This window comes from Phenylobacterium sp., assembly GCF_046463815.1.
GTDB lineage: Bacteria > Pseudomonadota > Alphaproteobacteria > Caulobacterales > Caulobacteraceae > Phenylobacterium.
This window is the reverse complement of the sequence record NZ_JBKBRO010000010.1, coordinates 98,738-115,444: the sequence shown is the minus strand read 5'-3', so window position 1 is coordinate 115,444 and position 16,707 is coordinate 98,738. Positions and strand designations below refer to the sequence as shown.

At 70.5% G+C, this 16,707-nt stretch carries 15 protein-coding genes; 5 read left to right on the top strand and 10 right to left on the bottom strand.

Translation table 11 applies throughout. The features are described 5' to 3' along the window. Positions 1–75 precede the first annotated feature (75 nt). On the bottom strand, positions 76–3,366 hold the full coding sequence (locus ACK4TT_RS08765; RefSeq protein ID WP_410212831.1) for a TonB-dependent receptor domain-containing protein: 3,291 nt from the start codon (positions 3,364–3,366) through the stop codon (positions 76–78). A gap of 212 nt (positions 3,367–3,578) precedes the next feature. Here ACK4TT_RS08765 and ACK4TT_RS08760 point away from each other — a divergent pair, with 212 nt between their 5' ends. Further along, positions 3,579–5,105 carry an ArnT family glycosyltransferase gene (locus ACK4TT_RS08760; RefSeq protein WP_409638443.1) on the top strand — a complete coding sequence of 509 codons (1,527 nt, stop codon included), beginning with the start codon at positions 3,579–3,581 and terminating at the stop codon, positions 5,103–5,105. Positions 5,106–5,252: 147 nt separating this feature from the next. Here the strand turns inward: ACK4TT_RS08760 and msrA are convergent, their stop codons facing one another. From msrA to ACK4TT_RS08735, 5 genes are read right to left on the bottom strand one after another with little or no spacing between them, the layout of a single operon-like run. Next, positions 5,253–5,828: a peptide-methionine (S)-S-oxide reductase MsrA gene (gene msrA, locus ACK4TT_RS08755; protein WP_409638440.1), complete on the bottom strand. Its 576-nt coding sequence runs from the start codon at positions 5,826–5,828 to the stop codon at positions 5,253–5,255. 37 nt (positions 5,829–5,865) lie between these two features. Next, positions 5,866–6,357: a DoxX family protein gene (locus ACK4TT_RS08750; RefSeq protein ID WP_409638437.1), complete on the bottom strand. Its 492-nt coding sequence runs from the start codon at positions 6,355–6,357 to the stop codon at positions 5,866–5,868. Continuing rightward, positions 6,354–7,115: a DNA-binding domain-containing protein gene (locus ACK4TT_RS08745; protein ID WP_409638434.1), complete on the bottom strand. Its 762-nt coding sequence runs from the start codon at positions 7,113–7,115 to the stop codon at positions 6,354–6,356. The genes ACK4TT_RS08750 and ACK4TT_RS08745 overlap by 4 nt, the downstream gene beginning before the upstream one ends. After that, complete coding sequence (locus ACK4TT_RS08740) at positions 7,108–7,950, bottom strand: DUF692 domain-containing protein (RefSeq protein ID WP_410212830.1); 843 nt, start codon at positions 7,948–7,950, stop codon at positions 7,108–7,110. Before ACK4TT_RS08740 ends, ACK4TT_RS08745 begins: the two co-directional genes overlap by 8 nt. 20 nt (positions 7,951–7,970) lie before the next feature. After that, on the bottom strand, positions 7,971–8,252 hold the full coding sequence (locus tag ACK4TT_RS08735; RefSeq protein ID WP_409638429.1) for a DUF2282 domain-containing protein: 282 nt from the start codon (positions 8,250–8,252) through the stop codon (positions 7,971–7,973). 160 nt (positions 8,253–8,412) lie between these two features. On the opposite strand from ACK4TT_RS08735, the gene ACK4TT_RS08730 reads away from it, so the two are divergent. Both ACK4TT_RS08730 and ACK4TT_RS08725 read left to right on the top strand, forming a co-directional pair. After that, a complete protein-coding gene (locus tag ACK4TT_RS08730) occupies positions 8,413–8,961 on the top strand; it encodes a sigma-70 family RNA polymerase sigma factor (RefSeq protein WP_410212829.1) in 549 nt (182 codons plus the stop codon). Then, positions 8,951–9,595, top strand: coding sequence for an NrsF family protein (locus tag ACK4TT_RS08725; protein ID WP_409638423.1), 645 nt, complete (start codon positions 8,951–8,953; stop codon positions 9,593–9,595). The genes ACK4TT_RS08730 and ACK4TT_RS08725 overlap by 11 nt, the downstream gene beginning before the upstream one ends. Positions 9,596–9,711: 116 nt before the next feature. Here the strand turns inward: ACK4TT_RS08725 and ACK4TT_RS08720 are convergent, their stop codons facing one another. From ACK4TT_RS08720 to ACK4TT_RS08710, 3 genes are read right to left on the bottom strand one after another with little or no spacing between them, the layout of a single operon-like run. Next, entirely contained in the window at positions 9,712–10,251 is a 540-nt protein-coding gene (locus ACK4TT_RS08720) for a hypothetical protein (protein WP_409638420.1), read from the bottom strand. A 36-nt stretch (positions 10,252–10,287) separates the two neighbouring features. After that, a complete protein-coding gene (locus ACK4TT_RS08715; RefSeq protein ID WP_409638417.1) occupies positions 10,288–10,956 on the bottom strand; it encodes a 3-oxoacid CoA-transferase subunit B in 669 nt (222 codons plus the stop codon). Next, positions 10,956–11,699 (bottom strand): CoA transferase subunit A, encoded by a 744-nt coding sequence (locus ACK4TT_RS08710; RefSeq protein ID WP_409638414.1) that lies wholly within the window; start codon positions 11,697–11,699, stop codon positions 10,956–10,958. Before ACK4TT_RS08710 ends, ACK4TT_RS08715 begins: the two co-directional genes overlap by 1 nt. A 114-nt stretch (positions 11,700–11,813) precedes the next feature. Between ACK4TT_RS08710 and ACK4TT_RS08705 the strand changes: the two genes are divergently transcribed. Together ACK4TT_RS08705 and ACK4TT_RS08700 are read left to right on the top strand one after the other, a co-directional pair. Beyond that, positions 11,814–13,739 carry a monovalent cation:proton antiporter-2 (CPA2) family protein gene (locus ACK4TT_RS08705; RefSeq protein WP_409638411.1) on the top strand — a complete coding sequence of 642 codons (1,926 nt, stop codon included), beginning with the start codon at positions 11,814–11,816 and terminating at the stop codon, positions 13,737–13,739. Positions 13,740–13,749: 10 nt separating this feature from the next. Then, the gene (locus ACK4TT_RS08700) at positions 13,750–14,703 is read left to right on the top strand and encodes an isopenicillin N synthase family dioxygenase (RefSeq protein ID WP_409638408.1); all 954 of its coding nucleotides are present in this window, start codon (positions 13,750–13,752) and stop codon (positions 14,701–14,703) included. 47 nt (positions 14,704–14,750) lie between these two features. Here the strand turns inward: ACK4TT_RS08700 and ACK4TT_RS08695 are convergent, their stop codons facing one another. After that, complete coding sequence (locus ACK4TT_RS08695; RefSeq protein ID WP_409638405.1) at positions 14,751–16,568, bottom strand: M2 family metallopeptidase; 1,818 nt, start codon at positions 16,566–16,568, stop codon at positions 14,751–14,753. Positions 16,569–16,707 lie beyond the last annotated feature (139 nt).

Sequence of the window (16,707 nt, the reverse complement as noted above, 5' to 3'; positions counted from 1 at the left end):
GCATCCTTCCGGCAAAGAGAAAGGGCGGCCGCGTCGCCGCGGCCGCCCGTCCCAACTCTCAACTCGAAGTCCGGCTTAGAACTTGTACTTGGCGCCGAACTTGATCTGCCACAGCGACTGCTCGCGGCGGAAGGCCTTCACCGGCTCCTGGAACGCGCCGCCGGCGCCGGTGCCCGAGATCAGGTAGCGGGCGCCCGGCGCGCCGCAGTTGGCGGCGGCGGTGCTGGTGGCGGCGATGCAGCTCACGTTCACCACGGGGACGCCGCGGTAGAAGTCGTACTGCTCGAGCACGCCCCACTTGTCGTTCAGCAGGTTGCCGAGGTTCTCGACGTCCATGAAGACCTCGAGCTTCGCCCCGTTCGGGAAGAAGGCCGGGATCTCCTGGGTCAGGCGCACGTCGATGGTGGTCACGTCCGCGCTGCGGAAGGCGTTCCGCGGCGCGATCTTGCCGGCGTACTTCGACAGGCCAGAGGTCTCCAGGAACTGCTGGAAGGCGCTGGTGTTGAAGCCCGTGGCGTAGACCACCTTGGGGTCGTTGGCGGTCGGCACGTAGAGCAGGGCGTTCGACGTCGCCTGACGGCCCGAGTAGCTCGTGACGCCCCAGCCGAAGTCGTTGTCGGTGGCGCCCGTCCGGCTGTTGGCGAAGGTGTAGCTGAACGGCAGGCCCGAGCGGTGCTGGGCGAACATGGTCACCCGGGTCTCGTTGTCGCCGAAGAACTTCTTCGCATAGTACAGGTTCAGCGCGTGACGGTGGCGGACCTCGTAGTCCGAGGTGGCCGCGCCCGGACGCTGCGGGTCCTGGGTGGCGAAGCGGGTGTAGCTCGACAGGGCGATCGAGCTGGTCATCGGGTTGACGTCTTCCGCCTGGGTGTAGGTGTAGGTGTAGTTCATCCCCAGGCCGTCCCAGATGCCCTCACGCCATTCCTTGGCCAGCGTGAAGGCCACCGAGTCCGAGCCGCCCTTGTCGATGTTCTTCAGCAGGAAGTCGTAGTTGTTGCCGGTGGTCGTCCCCACGGTGTTGCGGGCGTAGACCGGGCGGCCGTCGGGGGCCACGCCCGTCTGGATGGCGCGCGCGTCGTACCAGTAGAGGGCGTTCTCGTTCATGGCCTTCAGGTAGTCCACCTGGGCCAGCCAGCGGTCGCCGAAGCGGCCGAGGTCGAACTCGTAGCCGACCGACAGGTTGGCCTTCCACACCGTCGGGATCTGGAAGCCGGGCGTCAGGGCGTTCACGTCGCCGCCGCGAGGCGTGAACGTGCAGCCGGCCGGCGCCTGGGTCAGGGTGACGTTGGTGTAGGGACCCGCCGGGCAGATGGCGTTGGTCTGGCTGACGCCGGTGTTCGAGAAGCTGTTCGAAATCCAGACGTTGAGGCCGGTCGAGGAGAACTTGCCGAAGCCGCCGGTGACCGTCAGGCGGTCCATCGGCTCCCAGTTGAACGACACGCGCGGCATGAAGGCCGACTTGCCGTCAAGGTTCTCGGTGTTGTCGAAACCGTTCCGCGACACGAAGGCCGTGTTGAGGATCGGCGCGTCGTCCATCGAGTACCAGTCGAAGCGGGCGCCGGCGGTGACGTCGAGGTTGTCGAGGATCTGGATGCGGTCCTCGGCGTAGAGGCTCGACAGGCGGAAGCCGAAGTCGGCCGCGCCCGTCCGGGCGGTGCCCAGGGTGGCCGGAATCTGGCCCGACGACGGGTCGATGCCGCCGGTCAGCGAGAAGCTGGTGGCGCGGCGGTTGAGGTAGTCGGCGTAGCTGGCGAAGGTGTACGAGCCCAGCGAGTTCGAGACGAAGACGTTGAAGATGTCGTCCTTCTCGGTGCGGGCGCCGAGCAGGAACTCATGCGCGCCGAGCCGGTAGCGGGCGATCGCCTCCAGCGTCTCGACCTTCACGTTCAGGTAGTTGTCGTGGCGGAACTGGTCGGCGCCGAAGCGGATCTGGGGCGTACCGGCGCCGGCCGAGACGCCGGCCAGGTCGGCGACGTTGACCGTCACTTCGCCGACGCTCAGGCCGCCGAGGGGCAGTTGCTGGGTGTCGGTCTCCTTCGAGGAGTAGCGGAACTCGGTGGAGAAGTTGTCGGTCCAGTCCGAGTTGAGCTGGAAGGTGTAGGCCGTCAGCTCCTCGATCTTGTTGTACTGGTGGGATTCAAGGCCGAGGCGGGGCTGGCTGACGCTGTTGCCGTTGGCGAAGGTCGAGCTGACCGAGCCGTTCAGCGAGTTGCCCTTGGTGTTCTGGTAGGTGAACGACGCCCGGTGGTTGTCGGTGATGTTCCAGTCGATCTTGGCCAGCCACTTCTCGTCCTCGACGGGGAAGTTGCCGGTGACCGCCGCGCCCGGGTCGTAGCCGTAGATGCGCTGGGTGTCGGCGCGGAACTTCTCGACCGCCGCCGTGCTGATCCGCGGGATGACCACCGAGGCGCCGGAGTCGGACGGGCCTTCGTCGAAGCCCAGGGTGCCCTCGTACTTGTCGTAGGAGACGAAGAAGAACAGGCGGTCCTTGATGATCGGGCCGCCGAGCGTGCCGCCGTAGGTCTTTTCCTTGAAGTCGGCGCCGGTCTTCACGCCCTCGATGGTGTCGCCCTGCAGGTCGCGGTCGGTGTACTCGTAGAAGGCCGAGCCCGAGAACTTGTTGCCGCCCGACTTGGTGACGGCGTTGATCTGGCCGCCCGCGAAGCCGTTGTTGATGACGCTGTAGGGGGCCACCGAGACGTTCACGGCGGCGACGGCGTCGAGCGAGATCGGCGAGCGCTGGGTCGGGTAGCCGTTGTTGTTCAGGCCGAAGTCGTCGTTCTGGCGCACGCCATCGACGGTGAGCTGGTTGAAGCGGGTGTTCGTGCCCGCGAACGACAGGGCGTCCTGGTTGGTCGGGTCGATGGTCGCGAACGGGTCGAGACGGGCGACGTCCTTCAGGTCGCGGCTGATCGAGGGCAGGCTCTCGATGTCGCCGGCGGTGAAGTTCGAGGCCGGGCCGCCCTGGCTCTTGGCGGCGGCGGCGGCGGTCACGACCAGTTCCGAGACCTGGGCGCCGGTGGCGAACAGGGTCACATCGACCGTGGCGGGCTCGCCGATGCCGATGGCCGAGACGCTGGCGCTGGCGGTGTCGAAGCCGGAGGCCGTGGCGCTCACCCGGTAGGGGCCGCCCGGGCGCAGGCCGCGCACGGAGTAGAAGCCCGCCGCGTCGGTGACCGAGGTCGCGGTCGAGCCGGTGGGCACATGGGTCACGGTGACCGTGGCGTTGGCCACGGCCGCGCCCGAGTCGCTGGTGATCTGGCCGCGGACGGCCCCGGTGGTGGCTTGCGCGTACACGGCCGTCGACGCGGCCGAAGCAAGCACCGTCAACGCCGCGCCACAGGCGAGCCGCTGAATAGACGTCATGGAGTATCCCCTCTCGATAGACTGCCGCGGGCCAATCGCCCCTCCGACGGCCGCGAGTCCTTTAGGCGGCGTATAGCGCGAAAAAGCCGGGTGTGGGTGACGCTTTTGTTACGGTTGCCCCCAGACCGTCACCATGCGGCGAAAGGCGGCGCAGGTGTGCTTTACAGCACACGGTGGGACGCTACCGTCCGCCTCCGCCCCACAGGATGACCATGGCCGAAACCGCTCCCAGGACCGACGAATGGCGCGCCGCCATCCTGTTCACCGTGGCGCTGACCGTGGTTCGGCTGATGGTCCTGTTCACCAGTCCGCTCGAACTCTATCCGGACGAGGCGCAGTACTGGCTTTGGTCGCGGACGCTGGACGTCGGCTACTATTCCAAGCCGCCCATCGTCGCCTGGGCGATCTGGGCGTCCACGGCGATCGGCGGCGACGCCGAGCCGTGGGTGCGGGCGCCGGCGGCGCTCTTCCAGGCCGGAGCCACGCTGGCCGTCTTCGCCCTCGGCCGGCGGCTCCATGGCGCGCGGACGGGGCTGGCGGCGGCGGCGCTCTACGGCCTGATGCCGGGCGTGCAGCTCTCGTCCCTGGTGGCGGCCACCGACGCGCCCCTGCTGTTCTTCCTGGGACTGACGATCCTGGCCTACGCCGCCCTGCAAACCGCCGAGGGCCGCGCGCGCTTGAGACAGGCCGCCGCCCTGGGCGCGGCCCTGGGCCTGGCCTTCCTGAGCAAGTACGCGGCGGTCTATTTCGTGATCGGGCTCGCCCTGCACCTCGCGGTCTCGCGGGAGGCGCGGGCCGCCTGGACCCCCGCCTCGGCCGCCCTGGCGGCGGCCGCCTGCCTGCTCGTACTGGCGCCGAACCTCGCCTGGAACGCCGCCCATGGCTTCGCCACCTTCCAGCACACGGCGGCCAACGCCGGCTGGGGCGGGCGGAGCCTGTTCAATCCGGGCGAGCTCGGGGAGTTCCTGGCCTCGCAGTTCGGCGTCTTCGGGCCGATCCCCATGGGCGTCCTGCTCGCCGGCCTGGGACTGGCCGCCGTGCGGCGGCGGCTTACCCGCGAGGACCTGCTGCTGCTCTGCTTCACGATCCCGCCGGTCCTGATCGTCGCCGCCCAGGCGTTCATCAGCCGCGCCAACGCCAACTGGTCGGGGGCCGGCTACCTGACGGGCGCGGTGCTGGTCGCCGCCTGGCTGACGCGCTGGCGCGCGCGGGGCTGGCTGGTCGGGGCGGTGGCCCTCCAGGCGCTGATCGCGGCCGTCTTCTACGCCTTCGTCATCTCGCCGCCGCTGGCCGAGAAGGCGGGAGCGTCCAACAGCTTCAAGCGGGCCAAGGGCTGGGGCCGGACCACCGACCTCGTGCTCCGCCGGGCCGCCGTGGAGCCGGGGCTGAGCGCCATCGCCGTCAACAACCGCTTCCTGTTCTACGCCATGTCTTACTACGGCCGGGACGCCTTCGCGGCCGGCGCGCCGCCGCTGAAGAGCTGGCTCCTGATGGAGGCCCCGCAGAACCAGGCCGAGACGGCGGCGCCCCTCACCCCCGGCGAGGGCGCCCGCGTGCTGGCGGTGGCCATGGAGGGGAACTACCGCGCCGAGATGGAGGGCGATTTCGCGCGGACCTCGGGCCTGGAGATCGCCAGCGTCTGGCTGGACCGCAAGCACAAGCGCCGGATCGAGATGTTCGTGGGCGAGGACTTCCGGCCCCGGCCGCGCGATCCGGTCACCGGCAAGCCCTCGCCCTAGGCCGCGAAGCGGCGCCTCCCAAGAAGGGAACCACGGAAGACACGGAAGGCGCGCGGGGCGCGCCCGCACGGAAAGGGCCAGCGCCTTCTGTGTCCTTCTGTGTTTTCTGTGGTTCAAAAGGACTGAGCCGCCCTTGGCGGCTCGGGGTCAGGAGCGGCCGCCCCACACCGCCTTGAGGGCGCGGTCGCGGCCGCAGCGGGCGGCGTAGTCGGCGTAGTCGGCGGGGTTCCTGCGGGCGAAGTCCTGGTGGTAGGCCTCGGCCGGCCAGAAGGTCGAGGCGTCGCGGACGCGGGTGGCGACCGGCGCCTTCAGTTCGGCGGCCACCTGGCCCCTCACCTGCTCGGCGATGCGCCGCTCCTCGGGCGAGCCCACGAAGACGGCGGTCTGGTAGCTGGGCCCGAAGTCGCAGATCTGGCCCCGCGTGTCGGTGGGGTCGATGTGGTGGAAGAAGTAGTCGACGAGCTGGGCGTAGCTGACCTTGGCCGGGTCGTAGGTGACCTGCACGGCCTCGAGGTGGCCGGGGTGGCGCATGTAGGTCGGGTTGCGCACGGTCCCGCCGGCATAGCCCGACACGGCGCGGACGACGCCGGGCCTGGCCTCGAAGAACTTCTCCACCGACCAGAAGCAGCCGCCGGCGAACACGGCGGTCTTCAGGGCCGGGGCGGCGGGGGCGGCCGAGGCGGTCAGCAGCGCGGCGGCGGCCGCAAGCATCAAGGGTCTCATGGGGGTCTGGCCTGCGATCCTGGATCTGCGGATCATATCAGCTACGCGGCGCGGCGCGCGCCGGATGCGATGATTCCAGGCCGACGAGCCGATCCAGGCTCCAGGCGCCGCCGCCCCGCGCCGCCAGGTAGAGGAGCAGGCCCGCCCAGCTCAGGTGGGTCGGCCAGGCGTCGGGATAGACGAAGATCTCGATGACCGCCGTCATGCCCAGGAAGGCCAGCGCCGAGAGGCGGGTGAGGAGGCCCACGACGAGCAGAAGCGAGAACAGGTGCTCGGCGTAGGTCGCCAGGTGCGCCGCCAGGTCGGGCGGGATCAGCGGCAGCCGGTACTCCTCCCGGAACAGCGTGTAGGTTCCGTCGGTGATGTGCAGCAGGCCATCCACCTTGGTGCGGCCCGACTGGAAGAAGATCGCGGCCACGCCGAGACGGATCACGAGCGCCAGCACGGCTTCGGGAACGAGACCCTGGAGCGTCGCGGCCAGGGCGCGGACGGGGTTCGGCGGACGGTCGGCGGGGACGGCGAGGGTCATCGGAGCTCCAAGGAAACGAGGGTCTGGAAGGCGCCGAGCTCCAGGAGTTCGGCGAAGGCGGGGGCGAGCGCGAGGTCCGGCTCGGCGGCCAGGGCGGCTGCGCCGGCGGCGGCGAGGCTCCCGCCATCGCGGCAAGCGGCGAGCAGGGCGAGCTGGCCGGGCCCGATCCGGCGGGCGGCGATGTCGAGGCCCGGCCGGGCGAACAGCAGGCCCTCGGGCCGGGCTTGCAGCTCGAAGGCCCGCGGCGGCGGGTCCCGCTGGAGGGCCAGCCAGAGGGACGGGACGGTCGTGTCGAAGGCGGCGAAGCGGGCGGCCGGATGCAGGGCGAGCCCGCATCTGAGAACGTCATCGGGCGTCAGCGCCGTCAGGGCGGCCGGCGCCAGGGGATCGGCGTCGGCGGCGAGGTGGGCCTCGGTCCACAGCATGTCGAGGGCGGCGACGCCGGCGAGGTGGGGCATGTCGGCGGCGGGCGGGAAGCCGGCGAGCCAGGCGGAGAAGTCGGCGCCATAGGCGAGCAGGCAGGCGCTCTCGGGCGGGTGGGCGCGGGCGTGCTCGACCGCCGCGGCCTTCAGCCAGGCCTCTCCGACGAGCTTGGCCACGGTCGGGAACTGGGCGGCGAGCGCATCGGCGCAGCCCTTGGCGATGGTGTTGCGGTGCACGCTGAGTCCCGGCGCCGGATCGGCGGCGGCCCAGCCGGCCAGCGCGGTGTCGTCGCCGCCGAGCGCCGCCACGAACGCCTCGTGAAAGCCGTCAGGCATGGGCGGGCTCCCAGCAGGCCGCCAGCAGGCGTTCGGCGCGGCCGCGCTCGGCCATGAGGTCGGCAAAGGCCGGCACGGCGTCGTCGCGTTCGATGAGGGTCGGGCGCGGGCCGATGCGCCGGATCAGCCGCGCGTAGAGCATCCAGACCGGCTCGGCGACGGGGGCGCCGTGGGTGTCGATGAGCAGGGCGCCGCCCAGGCGCGCGTCGGCCTGGTGACCGGCCAGGTGGATCTCGCCCACCGCCTCGCCGGGCACGGCGTCGACATAGGCCTCGGCCGAGAAGCCCAGGTTGGCGGCGCTGACGAAGACGTTGTTCACGTCGAGCAGCAGGCCGCAGCCGGCGCGGCGGCAAAGCTCCGCCAGGAACTCGACCTCGCCGAACTCGTGGCCGGCCAGCGCCAGGTAGAGCGACGGGTTCTCGATCAGGACCCGGCGGCGCAGCGCGTCCTGCATCCGGCCGACGTTGGCGCAGATCCGGTCGAGGGCGGGCCGGCTGCGCGGGAACGGCAGGAGGTCGGGGGCGTGGACCCCCCGCCGCCGGGACCAGGCCAGATGCTCGGAGACCAGCATCGGGTCGTAGCGGTCCACGAGCCGCCGGAAGGCGTCGAGGTGCGCCTCGTCCGGCGGCTCGTCCGCGGCCAGGGACAGGCCGACCCCGTGGAGCGAGATCGGCTTGTCCCGGGCGATGGCGTCCAGCCACGCGAGCCTGGGACCGCCGGCCGCCATGTGGTTCTCGGCATGGACCTCGAACCACAGGCCGTCGGAGGGGGCCGACAGGGCCTCGGCGTAGTGCTGGGGCTTCAGGCCGAGCCCGGCGTGGGGATGGCTTCGCATGGGGACGCGGTCGCGGGGGATCAGGCCTTGGGCGTCAGCGAGCCCATGCCCTTCGGCGTCTTGATGGTGACGCAGGTTCCGACCGGCACCTCCTTGAAGGCCTTGCCGTCGTAGTCGGTCTTGGACGTGCCCGCGCAGGTCGTGCCGGCCCCGGCCTTGCAGTCGTTGTGGCCGGCCTTGGCGACGCCATAGCACTTCTCCGTGGCGGCGGGCTTCTTGGCCATGTTGTCCTGGGCCATCGCGGCGCCGCCCATGAGGGCGAGGACGGCCGAGGCGGCCAGGGTGGTCTGGAGGGTGTTCATCCGGGAGCTCCTGAAGGATGTCGGACCGGCCACAGCGGCTTGGTCGCGGAGCTAGTTCGCGGCGGGGGCCTCCCGGGTTACAAAGCGACGTCGGAATCTTTTTTCGGCCCGCCGCGTAACCTTTCCCGGGCCGGTGCGAACTTTGGGGGACGGACCCCGAGTGACCATCGAGATCGAACCGCGGTTGAACGCCCTGATGCGACGCGCGCAGGCCGGCGAGGCGGCCGCGTGGCGCGAACTGCTGGGCGTATTGTCCGGGCGGCTGACGGTCTATTTCGGCCGGCGGCTCAGCGCGGCGCAGGCCGCGGACCTGGAGGACCTGGTGCAGGAGACCCTGCTCGCCATCCATCGCCGTCGCGAGACCTACGACCCGGCGCAGCCGTTCACCGCCTGGGCCCACGCGCTGGCCCGCTACAAGCTGATCGACTTCTGGCGGCGGCGGCGCCTGCGGGTTCACGTGCCGCTGGACGAGATGGCCGAGGCGCTGTGGTCCGCGCCCGACGAGAGCGCCGAGGCCCGCATGGACCTGGACCGGGTGCTGGGCGGCCTGCCCGAGCGCCAGCGGACCCTGGTGCGGGACGTGAAGGTGGAGGGCCTGAGCCTCGCCGAGGCCGGCGCCCGGGCCGGGATCAGCGAAGGCGCGGCGAAGGTGTCGCTGCACCGGGCCATGGCCGCCCTGACCGCGAGGATGCGACCGCGTGAAGACTGACGACCTGATCGAGAGCCTGGCCGGCGAGCTGACTCCGGTCTCCCCCCGGGCGCCCGGCCGTCGGCTGGCGGTGGGCGCGACGGCCGGCCTGGCGCTGGCGGCGCTGCTGGTGGCGATCTGGCTCAAGGTCCGGCCCGACCTGGCCGAGGCGATGGGCGGCGCCGCCTTCTGGATGAAGGCGGGCTATGCGGCCGTCCTGGGCGCGGCGGGCTTCTGGTGCGCCGAGCGGCTGGCGCGGCCGGCGGGCTCGGGGCGGGGCGGCCTGGTCCTGGCGCTGGCGGCTTTCGGCGTCCTGGGCGCGCTCGGGATCGGCGAACTGGTCCTGGCGCCGGCCGAGGACAGGATGGCGCTGTGGCTGGGCCAGTCCTGGCGGCGCTGCCCGTTCAACATCCTGGCGCTGTCGGTCCCGGCCCTCGCCCTCGCCCTGGCGATCGTGCGCCGCCTGGCGCCCACGCGGCTGACGGCGGCCGGAGCCGGCGCCGGGCTGATGGCCGGCGGGGTCGCCGCGCTCGCCTACGGCCTGCACTGCCCCGAGACGGAACCGGCCTTCGTGGCGACCTGGTATTCGCTTGGCGTGGCGCTGAGCACCGCCGCCGGGGCGCTGCTCGGCCCCTGGGTCCTGCGCTGGCGATAGCGCCTAGAGCCTTTCCCGTTCAGATGGAATCGTTTGAACGGGACAAAAAGGCTCCAAATCAAAGCCTTGAGCGCGATCTGATCGCAGAACCGGCGCCCATGTTCGCGGATCGCGCTCTAGGTCAGGCGCGGCGTCACGATCACCAGGAAGCCGCCAGGCGTCTTGCGCAGGGCCTCGATCTCGAAACGCTCGCAGAGCCGCGGCAGCCACCACGAAGAGGGCTTCTGGATGAGGTGGGCGTTGCGGCCGTCGGCCAGGTGTTTGACCGCCGGGCCGGTATGGATCGTGAAGAAGCCCCGCCGGACGGTGATCGCCTTCAGCTCGTCCAGGACGTTGTCGAGGAAGTCCGGCTCGATGTGCTCCAGCACGTCGATGCAGCACACCAGATCGGCGGGGCGCGGCGGGCCGTACTCCGGAAAGGCTGGGTCGTAGGGGTAGTAATCGACCGACAGGTCCGGGAAGACCGACAGGGCGCGGCGGAGGTTCTGCCTGCCGGCCCCATAGTCCGACAGCGACCGCGCGGCGTCTTCCAGGAGCAACCGGCGCACCTCGGCCCCATACTGCAGCGACGCCGTGCCGTAGTTGGAACTCTTGTGCAGCGCTTGCTGGAGATGGCGGTAGTCTTCGGAGATGACGGGGCGCGGGTCAGGGTTCATCGGGCCCCATCTCACGCAATCTCACCCCAAATGCAATCACGCAGGCAGCCCCGCCGCCACCTGGAACTCGGCCTCGGTCTTGGCGCGCACCTCGTCCACCGTGACGCCCGGGGCGGTTTCGAGCAGCGTCAGGGGCTTCTTCCCCCGGCTGACGTCGAAGACGGCGAGGTCGGTGATCACCAGGTCCACGACGCCCTGGCCGGTCAGCGGCAGGGTGCAGGCCTTCACCAACTTGGGCGCGCCGGACTTCTCGACATGCTCCATGACCACGACCACGCGCTTGACGCCGGCCACCAGATCCATGGCCCCGCCCATGCCCTTCACCATCTTGCCCGGCACCATCCAGTTGGCCAGGTCGCCATTGGCGGCCACCTGCATGGCCCCCAGGATGGAAAGGTCGATGTGGCCGCCGCGGATCATGGCGAAGCTGTCCGCCGAGCTGAAGAACGAGCTCATCGGCAGGGCGGTGATCGTCTGCTTGCCGGCGTTGATCAGGTCGGCGTCGATCTCGTCCTCGTAGGGGAACGGCCCCATGCCCAGCATGCCGTTCTCGGATTGCAGGGTCACCGACATGCCCTGCGGGATGTAGTTGGCCACCAGGGTCGGGATGCCGATGCCGAGGTTCACATAGAAGCCGTCCCGCAGCTCCCGCGCGGCGCGGGCGGCGATCTGGTCGCGGGTCCAGCCCTTGGATTCCTGGGCCATCAGACTTCCTCCCCGGCGCCGGCGGTATTTGGGGCGCCCTCGGTCTCCCGGGCGCGGACCGTGCGCTGCTCGATGCGCTTCTCGAACGTCCCCTGGACGATGCGGTCGACGTAGATGCCCGGCGTGTGGATGTGGTCGGGATCGATCTCGCCGGTCTCGACCAGGTGCTCGACCTCGACGACGGTCGCCTTGCCGGCGGTGGCCATCATCGGATTGAAGTTCCGCGCGGTCTTCCGATAGACGAGGTTGCCCTCGCGGTCGGCCTTCCACGCCTTGACGATGGAAAGGTCGGCGGTGAGGCCCCGCTCCATGACGTAGAGTTCGCCGTCGAACTCGCGGACCTCCTTGCCCTCGGCCACCAGGGTCCCGACGCCGGTCTTGGTGTAGAAGGCGGGGATGCCCGCGCCGCCGGCCCGGATGCGCTCGGCCAGCGTACCCTGCGGGTTGAACTCCAGCTCCAGCCTGCCCGAGAGGTAGAGCTCGGCGAACAGCTTGTTCTCGCCGACGTAGGAGCTGATCATCTTGCGGATCTGCCCCCCGGCCAGCAGCACGCCCAGGCCGAAGTCGTCCACTCCGCAGTTGTTGGAGACGACCGTCAGGTCCTTCACCCCCGAGGCGCGGATCGCCGCGATCAGGTTTTCGGGGATGCCGCAGAGGCCGAAGCCCCCCGCCATGATCGTCATGCCGTCGAAGAGCAGACCGCTCAGCGCCTCGACCGCGTCCTTGCGAACCTTGTCAGCCATGGACCGCCAATACGACGCAAACGTGCGGTTGAGAACCGGGGTCGCCCAAAAAATTCATCGATTGATGAAGAGCGCCGGGCGATCCTCGATCCCGACGAACCCTCCGGAGCCCCGATGACCGCCGAATCCCTCCTGCTGCAGGCTCTGGTCTACCTGACCGCCGGCGTGATCTCGGCCCCGATCGCCAAGCGGCTGGGGTTGAGTTCGGTGCTCGGCTACCTCGTGGCGGGGGCCGTGGTCGGGCCGTTCGCGCTGAACCTGGTCGGCGCGCCCGAGGACGTGATGCGCTTCGCCGAGTTCGGCGTGGTCATCCTGCTGTTCCTGATCGGGCTGGAGGTGCGCCCGGCCCTGCTCTGGCGGATGCGGACGGCCATCTTCGGGGCGGGCGCGGGCCAGATGGCGGCGACGGCGGCCCTGTTGGGCGCGGCGGGCGTGGCCCTGGGCCTCGACTGGCGCACGGCCCTGGCCGCCGGGCTGATCCTGGCCATGTCGTCCACCGCCATCGTGCTGGCCAGCCTTGAGGAGAAGGGCCTGCGCCAGGGCGCGGTCGGCGAGGCCAGCTTCGGCGTCCTGCTGTTCCAGGACCTGGCGGTGATCCCCATGTTCGCGCTGCTGCCCTTCCTGGCGCTGGGCGGGCCCCCGCCCGGGGCCGTGGAGGACCACGCGGGCGTGCTGCTGCAGGGCCTGCCGAGCTGGGTCCGGCCGCTGGCCGTGATCGGCGCGGTGGCGGCGGTCGTGATCGCCGGGCGCTACCTGACCCGGCCGCTGTTCCGGTTCATCGCGGCGGCCCGGCTGCGCGAGATCTTCACCGCCTCGGCCCTGCTGCTGGTGGTGGCCGTGGCGGTGCTGATGGAGCTCGTGGGCCTTTCGCCGGCGCTCGGCGCCTTCCTGGCGGGGGTGGTGCTGGCCGAGAGCGAGTTCCGGCGCGAGCTGGAGACCGACATCGAGCCGTTCCGGGGCCTGCTGCTCGGCCTCTTCTTCATCACCGTGGGCGCGGGCCTGGACCTTGGGCTGGCGGCCGAACGGCCGGCGACGCTGGCCGCGCTCGTCGCGGGGCTGATCCTCGCCAAGGCCGCCGCCATGTACGCGGTCGCCCGCCTGTTCCGCCGGGACCGGCGCACGTCGGCGACGACGGCGGTCGCCCTGGCCCAGGGCGGGGAGTTCGCCTTCGTCCTCCTGGGCTTCACCCAGGGCGCGCGGGTGCTGGACGCCGAGACCGTGCGGCTGCTGACCGCCGTGGTGGCGCTGTCGATGGCGGCGACGCCGCTGGTCTTCGCCCTCTTCGAGAGGCTGGTTCTGAGCCGTGCGGCGCCCCGGCCCGAGCCCGAGCGCCTGCCCTTCGACGAGGGCCCGCCCGACGCGGTGATCGCGGGGTTCGGCCGCTTCGGCCAGATCGCCACGCGCCTGCTGATGGCCAACGGCTTCAAGGTGGTGCTGCTGGATTCCAGCATCGAGCAGATCGAGCTGATCCGCCGCTTCGGCTGGCCCGTGCACTACGGCGACGCCAGCCGCCTCGACCTGCTGCGCACGGCGGGCGCCGACAAGGCCCGCATCCTGGTGGTGGCCATCGACGACCGCGACAAGGCCCGCGAGATCGTCGAGCTCGCCAAGCAGTCCTTCCCGCACCTGCGCGTGATCGCGCGGGCCTGGGACCGCCGCCACGCCTATGAGCTGCTGGCGGCCGGCGCCGACGTGGTCGAACGCGAGATGTACGAGAGCGCGCTCAACTTCGGCCGGCGCGCCCTGGTGGCCCTGGGCGTCAGCGAGCGCCGGGCGCTGAAGGCCGCCGTGGTGTTCCGCGAGCACGACCAGCGGCTGTTCAAGGAGCTGCAGCCGACCTACGGCGAGGAGGAGCGCTACGTCATGGCCACCCGCGCGTCGCGGGAGACGTGGGAGCGGCTGGTCCGCGCCGAGATGGAGATGCTGGCCCGCGAGGACGAGGCCGAGGACGGCGGGCCCGAGCGCGCCGAGGAGGGGCGGGCTGGCGACGGGCGGCCCGTCGCCCCGCCCCCGCTGGAGACGGGCGGCGAGCGGGTGTAGAGGAAGCGGCATGAGCCAAGCCCTCACCATCCAGGACTCCCTCCAGCCCGTCTCCTTCAGGCTGTTCGAGAGCGACTTCGACGGCTTCTCCCGGCGGCTGTGCGACAGCTATGTCCACTGCGGCTTCGCGGTGATCGGCGACCACGGCATCCCGCAGGACCGCATCGACGCGGCCCTGGACCAGGCCAAGGCGTTCTTCGCCCTGCCCGAGGAAACCAAGCTCAGGTACAAGCTGCCGGTCGCCGGCCAGCGCGGCTACACGCCCTTCGGCGTCGAGACCGCCAAGGGCCACCAGCACTACGACCTCAAGGAATTCTGGCACGTGGGCCGCGACCTGCCCCCGGGCCACCCGTTCCGCGACCACATGCCCGACAACGTCTGGCCCGACGCCGAGCTGCCCGGCTTCCGCGAGAAGGTGCAGTGGCTCTACAAGGCCCTGGACGCCATGGGCCTGAAGGTGCTGGAGGCGATCGCCGCCTACCTGGACCTGCCGCGCCATTTCTTCGCCGACAAGGTGAACGTCGGCAATTCGATCCTTCGCCTGCTGCACTATCCGCCGGTGCCGAAGGACGGGCCGCACATCCGGGCAGGCGCCCACGAGGACATCAACGTCATCACCCTGCTGCTCGGCGCCGAGGAGGCGGGGCTGGAGGTGAAGGCCCACGACGGGAGCTGGATCGCGGTCAACCCGCCGCCCGGCGCGCTGGTGTGCAACATCGGCGACATGCTGCAGCGGCTGTGCAACCACCGCCTGCCGTCGACGACCCACCGGGTGGTCAACCCGGCGCCGGACCGGCGCGGCTTTCCCCGCTACTCCACGCCGTTCTTCCTGCACTTCAACTCGGACTACCTGATCGAGACCCTGCCGGGCTGCGTCGACGCCGAACACCCGAACCGCTACCCGACCCCGATCACCGCCGACGACTACCTCCAGGAACGGCTGCGCGAGATCAAGCTGGCCTGACAAGTCCTCTCCCCCGAGGCGAAGCCCGAGGGGAGAGGAGATGGGGCCTACCACCCGCAGCGTTCGCCCTTGTTCTGCTGCACGAGCCAGGTGTTCAGCGGCTTGAAGTAGTCGGCCACGGCGCTGGCGTCGGTGCGGGTCTCGCCGGTGAACACCTGCAGGGTCTGGGGCCAGGGCTGCGACTGGCCCAGCTCCATCATGCGGTTGAACCTCTCGCCGACCGCCTTCTGTCCGTACACGGAGCAGCGGTGCAGCGGGCCCTTCCAGCCGGCCTGCTGGCAGGCGGCGCGGTGGAACTGGAACTGGTAGACGTGAGCCAGGAAGTAGCGCGTGTACGGCGTATTGCCCGGCACGTGGTACTTGGCGCCCGGATCGAAGGCGTCGGCGGGGCGCTCCGCCGGCGGCGCCAGGCCCTGGTACTTCAGCCGCAGCTTCCACCATTCGGCGTTGTACTGGTCCGGCGTCACCTCGCCCGAGAACACCTCCCAGCGCCAGCGATCGACCAAGAGGCCGAACGGCAGGAAGGCGATCTTGTCGAGGGCCATCTTCAGCAGGAAGGGGATGTCCTCCTCCGTGCCCGGCACCTTGTCGAGCAGGCCGATCTGGTTGAGGTAGGTCGGCGTCGAGGCCGACAGGGCGGCGAAGTCGCCGATGGCCTCGTGGAAGCCGTCGTTGGCCGAGCCGCGGAACAGCACCGGCTGGCCCTTGTAGGCCCGCTGGTAGTAGTTGTGGCCCAGCTCGTGGTGCACCGTGCGGAAGTCGTCCGCGTTCACCTTGGTGCACATCTTGATGCGGATGTCGTCCTTGTCGTCCACGTCCCAGGCCGAGGCGTGGCAGACCACCTCGCGGTCTCGTGGACGGGTGATCAGCGAGCGCTCCCAGAAGGTTTCGGGGAGCGGCGCGTAGCCCAGCGAGGAATAGAAGTTCTCGCCGGTCTTCACCATCTTGACCGGGTCGTAGCCCTTGTCGACCAGCAGCTTGTCGAGGCTGTAGCTGGACGAGAAGCCCTTCGGCTCGACGACGTCGTAGATGTTGCCCCACTGCTGGGCCCACATGTTGCCCAGAAGGTCGGCGCGGATCGGGCCGGTGCGCGGCTGCACGGCGTCGCCGTACCTGTCGTTCAGGCGGGCGCGCACGTAGCAGTGCAGGTTCCTGTAGAACGGCTCCACCTGCTTCCACAGCCGGTCGGTCTCGGCGGCGAAGGCGTCGGGCTCCATGTCGTAGTTGGAGCGCCAGAGCGCGCCGGTGTCCTTGTAGCCCAGGCTGCGGGCCCCCTCGTTGGAGAGCGTCACGAACTGGGCGTAGTCGGGCCGCATGGCCGAGGCGACCGAGTGCCAGCCCTCCCAGACCGCCTTCAGCTCGGCCGGGTCGCGGCTCTCGGCGAGCACGTCCTCGGCGTCGTTCAGGGTGATCTGCTTGCCCTTGTAGGTGAACTTGCCGGTGGAATAGGTGCTGTCGAGCTTGGTCAGCAGGTTGGCCAGCTCGTCGGCCGCGCCCGGACGGTCGGGCGCCGGCGAGACGATGTAGAGCTTGAGCAGCTTCAGCTTGCGGGCGGTGACGGGATCGACCGCCACGCCGTCGAAGCGGGCGGCCTCCTTGGCCAGCCGGGTGGCGAGCTCGTTCTGCTCGGCGCCGGCCTTGGCTTCGAGCCACTGGGTGTCGACGGTGATGAAGTTGGCCCGCACCCAGGCGGCGCGGGCGGCGAAGGCGTTGGCCTTCTCCAGCTGGGCCTCGGCGTTCTCGACGAAGGCCTTGGCCTCGGCGGGGGTGGGCTTGGCGGACCCCGCTTGGGGAGCCTGGGCCACGGCCGGGCCCACGGCCAGCAGGGCCGTGACCGCCGCAGCGGCCATGAACATGGATTTCATTGCGATTCCTGAGCGTTTCTTCTGACGGCCCAAGGGCCGCCGCGTGGCGCGACACAAGCGGCAGCCGGACGCGGCGTCAAGCTCGCGCCGGCCGGTTTACGACGAACCCGCTCTCCGCCCGGGAAGGCCTCGGGGCCCG

Coding starts and splice junctions, on each gene's coding strand:
- ACK4TT_RS08760 (WP_409638443.1), top strand. CDS start 3,579: ATGGCCGAAACCGCTCCCAGGACCGACGAATGGCGCGCCGCCATCCTG.
- msrA (WP_409638440.1), bottom strand. CDS start 5,828: ATGAGACCCTTGATGCTTGCGGCCGCCGCCGCGCTGCTGACCGCCTCG.
- ACK4TT_RS08720 (WP_409638420.1), bottom strand. CDS start 10,251: ATGAACCCTGACCCGCGCCCCGTCATCTCCGAAGACTACCGCCATCTC.
- ACK4TT_RS08740 (WP_410212830.1), bottom strand. CDS start 7,950: ATGCGAAGCCATCCCCACGCCGGGCTCGGCCTGAAGCCCCAGCACTAC.
- ACK4TT_RS08745 (WP_409638434.1), bottom strand. CDS start 7,115: ATGCCTGACGGCTTTCACGAGGCGTTCGTGGCGGCGCTCGGCGGCGAC.
- ACK4TT_RS08710 (WP_409638414.1), bottom strand. CDS start 11,699: ATGGCTGACAAGGTTCGCAAGGACGCGGTCGAGGCGCTGAGCGGTCTG.
- ACK4TT_RS08705 (WP_409638411.1), top strand. CDS start 11,814: ATGACCGCCGAATCCCTCCTGCTGCAGGCTCTGGTCTACCTGACCGCC.
- ACK4TT_RS08765 (WP_410212831.1), bottom strand. CDS start 3,366: ATGACGTCTATTCAGCGGCTCGCCTGTGGCGCGGCGTTGACGGTGCTT.
- ACK4TT_RS08700 (WP_409638408.1), top strand. CDS start 13,750: ATGAGCCAAGCCCTCACCATCCAGGACTCCCTCCAGCCCGTCTCCTTC.
- ACK4TT_RS08750 (WP_409638437.1), bottom strand. CDS start 6,357: ATGACCCTCGCCGTCCCCGCCGACCGTCCGCCGAACCCCGTCCGCGCC.
- ACK4TT_RS08715 (WP_409638417.1), bottom strand. CDS start 10,956: ATGGCCCAGGAATCCAAGGGCTGGACCCGCGACCAGATCGCCGCCCGC.
- ACK4TT_RS08695 (WP_409638405.1), bottom strand. CDS start 16,568: ATGAAATCCATGTTCATGGCCGCTGCGGCGGTCACGGCCCTGCTGGCC.
- ACK4TT_RS08735 (WP_409638429.1), bottom strand. CDS start 8,252: ATGAACACCCTCCAGACCACCCTGGCCGCCTCGGCCGTCCTCGCCCTC.